At 69.7% G+C, this 7,032-nt stretch carries 9 protein-coding genes and 1 riboswitch; of the genes, 4 read left to right on the top strand and 5 right to left on the bottom strand.

Annotated features, from left to right (window positions below; translation table 11 throughout):
* The 5 genes from AACZ35_RS10780 to rph form a co-directional block, all read right to left on the bottom strand.
* Positions 1 to 457 (bottom strand): TonB-dependent receptor plug domain-containing protein (locus tag AACZ35_RS10780; protein WP_339829077.1); only part of this gene is annotated, 457 nt, incomplete at its 3' end.
* 131 nt (positions 458 to 588) lie between these two features.
* Positions 589 to 773, bottom strand: a riboswitch (cobalamin riboswitch).
* Between the two features lie 13 nt (positions 774 to 786).
* On the bottom strand, positions 787 to 972 hold the full coding sequence (locus AACZ35_RS10775; protein WP_339829075.1) for a CPXCG motif-containing cysteine-rich protein: 186 nt from the start codon (positions 970 to 972) through the stop codon (positions 787 to 789).
* A 61-nt stretch (positions 973 to 1,033) separates the two neighbouring features.
* Entirely contained in the window at positions 1,034 to 2,188 is a 1,155-nt protein-coding gene (gene hemW / locus AACZ35_RS10770; RefSeq protein WP_339829073.1) for a radical SAM family heme chaperone HemW, read from the bottom strand.
* Positions 2,189 to 2,192: 4 nt separating this feature from the next.
* Positions 2,193 to 2,786, bottom strand: coding sequence for an RdgB/HAM1 family non-canonical purine NTP pyrophosphatase (gene rdgB / locus AACZ35_RS10765; protein WP_339829071.1), 594 nt, complete (start codon positions 2,784 to 2,786; stop codon positions 2,193 to 2,195).
* On the bottom strand, positions 2,783 to 3,511 hold the full coding sequence (rph, locus tag AACZ35_RS10760; protein WP_339829069.1) for a ribonuclease PH: 729 nt from the start codon (positions 3,509 to 3,511) through the stop codon (positions 2,783 to 2,785). The genes rdgB and rph overlap by 4 nt, the downstream gene beginning before the upstream one ends.
* Positions 3,512 to 3,578: 67 nt before the next feature.
* Here rph and AACZ35_RS10755 point away from each other — a divergent pair, with 67 nt between their 5' ends.
* The 4 genes from AACZ35_RS10755 to AACZ35_RS10740 form a co-directional block, all read left to right on the top strand.
* Positions 3,579 to 4,442, top strand: a complete 864-nt coding sequence (locus AACZ35_RS10755) for a YicC/YloC family endoribonuclease (RefSeq protein ID WP_339829067.1) — start codon at positions 3,579 to 3,581, stop codon at positions 4,440 to 4,442.
* Positions 4,439 to 5,059, top strand: a complete 621-nt coding sequence (gmk, locus tag AACZ35_RS10750) for a guanylate kinase (RefSeq protein WP_339829065.1) — start codon at positions 4,439 to 4,441, stop codon at positions 5,057 to 5,059. The genes AACZ35_RS10755 and gmk overlap by 4 nt, the downstream gene beginning before the upstream one ends.
* A gap of 96 nt (positions 5,060 to 5,155) precedes the next feature.
* A complete protein-coding gene (gene rpoZ / locus AACZ35_RS10745) occupies positions 5,156 to 5,458 on the top strand; it encodes a DNA-directed RNA polymerase subunit omega (RefSeq protein WP_339829063.1) in 303 nt (100 codons plus the stop codon).
* Positions 5,459 to 5,567: 109 nt separating this feature from the next.
* On the top strand, positions 5,568 to 7,032 hold a 1,465-nt coding region (locus AACZ35_RS10740), incomplete at its 3' end, for a RelA/SpoT family protein (RefSeq protein ID WP_339829060.1).

The following is a 7,032-nucleotide window of genomic DNA, read 5'->3' as shown; positions in this document are numbered from 1 at the left end:
CATGGATGACGCCGGCGACGGCGTCCGAGCCCCAGATCGCCGCGCGCGGCCCGCGCACGATTTCGATGCGCTCGATCTGCTCCAGCGGCAGGTGGGCGAAGTCGAACACGCCCTGGCCGGTGGATGACACGCGCACGCCGTCGACCAGCACGAGCGCATGCGGTGCGTTGCCGCCGCGAAGGAACACGGTACTCGCGCTGCCGGGGCCGCCGGTGCGGGCGATGTCGACGCCGACCTGGCGGCCGAGCAGGTCTATCAGCGTCGGCGCCTGGCTGGCTTCGATCTGCCCGCGCGTGATGACGGTGACCGAGGCCAGGGTTTCACTGACCGGGCGTTCGACGCGGCTGGCGGTGACCTGCACCGCATCGAGCGTGCGCGCGTCCTGGGCCAGGACCGGCGTGGAAAGGGAAAAAACGATGGCCGCGCACAGCACGCGGCGTTGGCAAGGGAAAAACATGGTGGTGGAACCTCCTGTGGCGCTCACCCGCGGGTCGTGGCGCGCGCGGGGAAGGAGGGAGAACGCCACGGGACAGGGGCCATGGCGTCGCCCCGTCGCCCACCGCGACGCGCCGTGATGGCCGCCGGGCAAGCCGGCAGCCAACCCCCGGCCGGTCTCCGGGCTTGCCAGCGGCGCGACGGGCGTCGTGCCGGACCTTCCGCCTTCCCATGCCCGGGGGCACAGTGGCTTGCTGGAAGGTTTGACTGGCCTACCGTTGCGGGGGCAGCGCCGGATTTCGACCGGCTTCCCGAGCACCAGGGGCCCGTGAATTCTAGATCAAGACCGGGTCAGTCGTCGCGCCCGGCGTCGAAACCATCGAGCTGGCCGTCGCCGCCCACGCGCAGGCGCACGGTGATCGGCCGGCAGCAGACGAAGCAGTCTTCGACGTATTCGGCGTCGCCGGCCGAGGGGTCGGCCAGGGTTTCGAAGCGTTCCCCGCAGTGGGGGCAGGTGAGGACGATGGTGTCGAGCATGGCGCCAGCCTGCCGCGCCGGGCCTTAGCGGGACGTGAGCGGCGGCTAGGTCCTTCAGCTGTCAGTCCTTCAGGAACAGGCCGATGACGTCGTTGGTGAAACGCTGGCCCAGGTCGGTGGGCCGCCAGTGGCTGCCCGTGTTTTCCAGCCAGCCGCGCTGGCGGGCCTGTTCGAGCTCGCCGGCGATCTGGTCGCGGCCCAGGCCGGTGCGTGCTTCGAAATCGGCCAGGTCGAAGCCCTCGACCAGGCGCAGGGCGTTGAGCATGTAATCGAAGGGCCGGTTCGCCGGTGCGATCGGGTCGTCGCCGCCGATGCCGGCCGGCGTGCCGGCGTGGGTCATGTAGTCGCGCGGGTTCTTGGGCTTCCAGCGGCGGCGGATCTCGCCGGTGGCGCCGAGGCTGATCTTGCCGTGGGCGCCGGCGCCGATGCCCAGGTAGTCGCCGAAGCGCCAGTAGTTGAGGTTGTGCGCGCACTGGCGGCCGGGCCGGGCATAGGCGCTGACTTCGTACTGGGCGTAACCGGCGGCGGCCATCGCTTCGATGCAGCGTTCCTGGATGTCCCAGGCGCTGTCCTGGTCCGGCAGGTCTTCGGGCGGGCGGGCGGCGAAGGCGGTATTGGGTTCCATCGTCAGCTGGTAGTGCGACAGGTGCGCCGGCTGCAGGGCGATCGCGCGTTCGACGTCGTGCAGGGCCATCGCCAGGTCCTGGCCGGGCAGGGCGTACATCAGGTCCAGGTTGAGGTTGTCCAGGCCGGCGTCCTGGGCAAGCTTCACCGCGCGCTCGGCTTCGGTGCTGTCGTGGATGCGCCCCAGGCGCGCCAGGCAGCCGTCGTCGAAACTCTGGATGCCGAAGCTCACCCGGTTCACGCCGGCGGCGCGGTAGCCCTCGAAGCGGCCGAATTCGGCGGTGCCCGGGTTGCATTCCATGGTGATCTCGGCGCCCGGGGTGAAACGCAGGCGCGCGCTGCAGGCATCGAGGATGTCGCCGATGGCTTCAGGCGAAAACAGGCTGGGCGTGCCGCCGCCGAAGAACACGCTGTGCACGGGGCGGCCCCAGACCAGGGGCAGGTCCTGTTCGAGGTCGCGCACCAGCGCGGCGACGTAGTCCTTCACCGGCAGCTCGCCGGTTTTCCCGTGCGAATTGAAGTCGCAGTACGGGCACTTCTTCACGCACCAGGGGATGTGGATGTACAGCGACAGCGGCGGCGGCACCAGCATCGGCTCAGGCCCGGGCGAGCAGGGCGCGCAGGCGGGCGATGGCCTGGCCGCGGTGGCTGGCCTGGTTCTTGGTCGCGGCATCGAGTTCGGCCGCCGTCAGCCCGTGCCGGGGATCGAGGAATACCGGGTCGTAGCCGAAGCCCTTTTCCCCGCGCGGCGACAGCAGCACCTGGCCGAACCAGCGGCCTTCGGCGACCAGCGGTTCGGGGTCGTCGGGGTGGCGCAGCAGCACCAGCACGCAGGTGAAGTGCGCGGCACGCTGGCTGTCGGGCAGGGTTCGCATGGCCTCGAGCAGCCTGGCGATGTTGGCCGCCGAATCGCCATGGGTGCCGGCGTAACGCGCGCTGTGGATGCCCGGTTCGCCGCCGAGTGCCGGAACGACCAGGCCCGAATCGTCGGCCAGCGCCGGCAGGCCGGTGGCCGCGCTCGCATGCCGGGCCTTGATGATCGCGTTCTCGATGAAACTACGGCCGTCCTCGACCGCGTCGCCGACTCCCAGCTCGCCCTGCGTCACCAGCGCGTAGTCGAACTGCGCCAGCAGCGGCTTGAGTTCCGCCAGCTTGCCTTGGTTCGACGTCGCGAGGACGAGCCGCTTCACGAGGCCAGCGCAGCCCGCTGCAGGGCGATCAGTTCGCCGACGCCCTGTTCGGCCAGGGCCAGAAGGGCATCGAGTTCGTCGCGGCGGAAGGCGTGGCCCTCGGCGGTGCCCTGGACTTCGATGAAGCCGCCGCCGTCGTTCATCACCACGTTCATGTCGGTGTCGCAGCCGCTGTCTTCGCGATAGTCGAGGTCGAGCACGGGCGTGCCCTGCCAGATGCCGACCGACACCGCCGCCACCGCGCCGATGACCGGGTCGCGGGTGATCTCGCCGCGCGCCTTGAGCCAGCTGACCGCGTCGCACAGCGCCACGTAGGCGCCGGTGATGGCGGCGCAGCGGGTGCCGCCGTCGGCCTGCAGCACGTCGCAGTCCAGGGTGATGGTGCGTTCGCCCAGGGCGCGGCGGTCCACGCAGGCGCGCAGGCTGCGGCCGACCAGGCGCTGGATTTCCAGCGTGCGGCCGCCCTGCTTGCCACGCGCGGCCTCGCGGTCGTTGCGGGTATTGGTGGCGCGCGGAAGCATGCCGTATTCGGCGGTGACCCAGCCTTCGCCCTTGCCGCGCAGGAAACCCGGCACGCGCGGTTCGACGCTGGCGGTGCACAGCACGCGGGTGTCGCCGAAGCTGACCAGCACCGAACCTTCGGCATGCCGGGTGTAGTTGCGTTCAATGCCGATGGCGCGGAGTTCATCGTGGGCGCGGCCGCTGGGGCGGTTTGAAACGGTCATCGGGCGACATCCGGCAATCTTTGGCCGGCTAGATTACCATTCGGGCTGTTTCCCACGGCCCAAGCCCATGATCCGCAGCATGACCGCCTTCGCCGCCTGCGAGCGCGCCGCCACCGGCGGCCAGCTGGCCTGCGAGCTGCGTTCCGTCAACCACCGCTTCCACGAACTGACCGTGCGCGCGCCCGAGGAGCTGCGGGCCATCGAGCCGGCGCTGCGTGAGCGGGTGGCCCAGAAGGTCTCGCGCGGCAAGGTCGACCTGGTGCTGCGCTTTCGCCCTGTCGCCGGCAGCCGCGGCGAGCTCAGGCTCAACCAGGCGCTGCTCGACCAGCTGGCCGAAGCCGCCCAGGGCGCGCAGGGCCGCTTCCCCGGGCTGCGCACCGAGTTCACCGAACTGCTGCGCTACCCCGGCGTGGTCGAAGAAGAGGCCCTTGACCAGGCCGGCCTGCAGGCCGACGCCCTGGCCCTGCTGGACGAGACCCTGGCCGAGTTCGTCGCCGCCCGTGAACGCGAAGGCGCCAAGCTGGCCGCGGTGATGCGCGAACGCATCGACGGCATTGAACGCATCACCGGCCAGGTCCGCGACTGGCTGCCGGAGATCCGCGCCGCCCTGCGCGCCAAGCTCGACGGCAAACTGGCCGACCTGAAGCTGCCGCTCGACCCGGGCCGCCTTGAGCAGGAAGTGGTGCTGAACCTGCAGAAGATCGACGTCGACGAGGAGCTCGATCGCCTCGCCAGCCACGTCGCCGAAGCCCGCCGCGTGCTTGGCCTGCCCGAAGCCGTCGGCCGCCGGCTGGACTTCCTGATGCAGGAGTTCAACCGCGAGGCCAATACCCTGGGATCGAAGTCGGTGGACAGCCGGACCACCCAGGCCGCGGTCGAGCTGAAGGTGCTGATCGAACAGCTCCGCGAACAGGTGCAGAACCTCGAATGAACACCACCCGGGGCACGCTCTTCATCGTCGCCGCGCCCTCGGGGGCCGGCAAGTCGAGCCTGGTCAACGCCGTGCTGGCCAAGGAGCCGGGCATCGCGCTGTCGATCTCGTTCACCTCGCGCGCGCCGCGGCCGGGCGAGCGCCATGCCCAGCACTACCACTTCGTCAGCAAGGAAGAATTCGTGGCCATGGTCGCGGCCGGCGACTTCTTCGAGCACGCCCAGGTGCACGGCGACTACAAGGGCACGGCCCGGCAGTCGGTCGAACCCCAGCTGGCCGCCGGCAAGGACGTGCTGCTGGAAATCGACTGGCAGGGCGCCCGCCAGGTGCGCGAACAGGTGCCCGACTGCGTCAGCGTGTTCATCCTGCCGCCGTCCCGCGATGCCCTGCAGACCCGCATGCGCAACCGCGGCCAGGACAGCGAAGAAACCATCGCCCGCCGGCTGGCCGCCGCCCGCGAGGAAATGAGCCACTACGACGAGTTCGACTACGTCATCGTCAACGAACACTTCGATGCCGCCGCCGCCGAGCTCCGGGCCATTTTTGTCGCCCACCGCCTGCGCCGGCCGGTGCAGGCCCGGCGCCACGCCGACCTTATCCGGGACCTGCTGGCCTGATTGCAGGGGCGGGCGGCCGAGGGTAGAATGCCCGGTTCACGTAACTCATTGATTTTCCGTGGTGCCCCGGCCGGGCCCCGCGGCTGAGGAGATCCCATGGCCCGCATTACCGTGGAAGATTGCCTGTCCGTCGTGGACAACCGCTTCGAGCTGGTCCTGATGGCCTCCAAGCGCGCCCGCCAGCTGGCCAAGGGCGTCGAACCGCTGCTGGACAACAGCGAAAACGACGACAAGCCGACCGTCATGGCGCTGCGTGAAATCGCCGCCCGCAAGGTCGACCAGGCCATGATCGACGACGTCGAGCGCGCCGAGCGCGAGCGCGCCGAGCGCGAGGCCCTGGAATGGGCCGCCGCCGAAGTCGTGGACGACGACCTGGGCAAGGGCGGCGACGACCTCTGAGGTCCCGGCCGGCCCCGCCGGCCCCCGCGTGAAGGCCCCGCCTGGATCCCCGGCGAGGGCCGCAGCCCCCGGCATTGATGCCTTTCCCGCGCCCGCGTAGGCTGCGGACATGTCCTCCTTTTCCAAGCCAAGACTGGCGGAAGCTCCCTGTCCGGACCCCTGTCCGGACGCGGTGGAGGCGCTTGAGCGGCGTCTGACCGAATACCTGCCGGTCGACCAGGTCAGGCAGGTGCGCCGCGCCTACGAAATCGGCGCCCGCGCCCACGAAGGCCAGCTGCGCAAATCCGGCGAGGCCTACATCACCCACCCGGTGGCGGTGGCTTCCCTGCTGGCGGACCTGCGGCTCGACGCCGAAACCCTGTGCGCGGCCATCCTGCACGACGCCCTGGAAGACACGCCGCTGCCGCGCAGCGAGATCGAGCGCGAGTTCAGCCCCACCGTCGCCGAGCTGGTGGACGGCGTCACCAAACTCGACAAGCTGCACTTCCGCGACCGCCAGGAAGCCGCGGCCGAAAGTTTCCGCAAGATGATGCTGGCGATGGCGCGCGACCTGCGCGTCATCCTTATCAAGCTCGCCGACCGCCTGCACAACATGCGCACGCTCGATGCGATGGCCGCCGAATCGCGCCGCCGCATCGCCCGCGAAACGCTCGAGATCTACGCGCCCATCGCCCAGCGCCTGGGCATGAACAAGTTCAAGGCCGAACTGCAGGACCTGGGCTTCCGGGCCCTGTACCCGAAGCGGCACGCGGTCATTTCCAAACGTATCGCTTCCCAGCCGGTGATGCGCCGCGAGGCCCTGGCCACCGTCGAAGCCCAGCTGGCCCAGCGCCTGGCCCAGGAACAGCTGCTGCATTCGCTGGTGAGCCGGGTCAAGTCGCCCTGGAGCATCTACACGAAGATGAAGCAGGAGCACAAAAGCCTCGACCAGGTGCTCGACGTCTTCGGCTTCCGCATCGTGGTGCCGGAAGTAATGCAGTGTTACCACGCGCTGGGCGCGGTGCATTCGGTGTACAAGCCGCTCGAAGGCCGCTTCCGCGACTTCATCGCCATTCCCAAGGCCAACGGCTACCAGAGCCTGCACACCGTGCTGTTCGGTCCCTACGGGGCGCCGGTGGAAGTGCAGATCCGCACCGAGGAAATGGACCAGGTGGCTGAACGCGGCGTCGCCGCCCACTGGCTCTACAAGAGCGCCGGCAGCGGCAGCAGCGCCGCCCAGACGCGTGCCCAGGACTGGATCCGCAACCTGATGGACACCCAGCAGGCGGCCGGGTCGTCGCTGGAGTTCCTCGACAACGTCAAGGTCGACCTGTTCCCGGACGAGGTGTACCTGTTCACGCCGCAGGGCGACATCATGGCGCTGCCGCGCAACGCCACCGCGCTCGACTTCGCCTACGCTGTGCATACCGACGTCGGCAACCACGCCGTCGCCGCCCGCGTGGACAAGAAGCTGGTGCCGCTGCGCACCAAGCTCACCAGCGGCCAGAGCGTCGAGATCATCACCGCGCCCTCCGCCTCGCCTGGCCCGCAGTGGCTTGAATACGTGGTCTCGAGCAAGGCGCGCACCGCCATCC

Source organism: uncultured Arenimonas sp., assembly GCF_963976025.1.
In the GTDB taxonomy this organism is placed as follows: domain Bacteria; phylum Pseudomonadota; class Gammaproteobacteria; order Xanthomonadales; family Xanthomonadaceae; genus Arenimonas.
Note: the sequence above shows the minus strand (reverse complement) of the source record. Positions and strands in the feature narration are given on the sequence as shown.